Below are 932 nucleotides of genomic sequence, written 5' to 3'. Positions count from 1 at the left end.
CTTGCGCACCTTGAACGCCGACCTCGCCCTGCACGCCCTGAGCACCCTGGAAACCTTGAGCGCCTTGAACACCGGCGACTCCCTGAGCACCTTGAGCACCCTGAACGCCAGCATCACCCTGAGCGCCCTGAACACCGGTGTTGCCCTGCGCACCCTGAAAACCTTGAGCACCCTGAACGCCAGCATCACCCTGCGCGCCCTGAGTCCCCTGCGCGCCCTGAGTCCCCTGCGCGCCGGTCTCGCCCTGAGCACCTTGAGCGCCCTGAACCCCCGCCTCACCGGGAGCGCCTACGTCACCCTGAGCACCCTGAAAACCTTGAGCACCCTGAACTCCAGCAACGCCTTGCGCACCTTGAACGCCGACCTCGCCCTGCACGCCCTGAGCACCCTGGAAACCTTGAGCGCCTTGAACACCGGCGACTCCCTGAGCACCTTGAGCGCCCTGAACCCCTGCCTCACCGGGAGCGCCTACGTCACCCTGAGCACCCTGAAAACCTTGAGCACCCTGAACGCCAGCAACGCCCTGCGCACCTTGAACGCCGACCTCGCCCTGCGCACCTTGAACGCCGACCTCGCCCTGCACGCCCTGAGCACCCTGTGCACCTTCAGCACCCTGGGGACCCTGGACGCCGACCTCGCCCTGCGCGCCTTGAACGCCCTGCGCGCCGACCTCGCCCTGAAAACCTTGAGCGCCCTGAACTCCAGCGCCGCCCTGCGCTCCTTGAGCACCTTGAGCACCAGCATTGCCCTGCGCACCCTGGAGACCTTCAGCGCCCTGCGCGCCCTGAACGCCGGCGTCGCCCTGCACGCCCTGAGCACCTTGAGCGCCTACGTCACCCTGAAAACCTTGAGCGCCCTGAACTCCAGCGCCGCCCTGCGCTCCTTGAGCACCTTGAGCACCAGCATTGCCCTGCGCACCCTGGAGACCTTCA

General features: G+C 67.1%; 1 protein-coding gene. It reads left to right on the top strand.

Annotation, left to right across the window (positions count from 1 at the left end; genetic code table 11):
- Nucleotides 1–10: 10 nt before the first annotated feature.
- Nucleotides 11–932, top strand: a 922-nt coding sequence (locus ACGFH8_RS09870) for a hypothetical protein (protein WP_393365671.1), incomplete at its 3' end; no start/stop codon positions are given.

Origin of the sequence: Micromonospora sp. NPDC049175, assembly GCF_043197345.1 — a bacterium.
Lineage (GTDB): Bacteria > Actinomycetota > Actinomycetes > Mycobacteriales > Micromonosporaceae > Micromonospora.
This window is presented reverse-complemented; position numbering and strand designations above follow the sequence as displayed.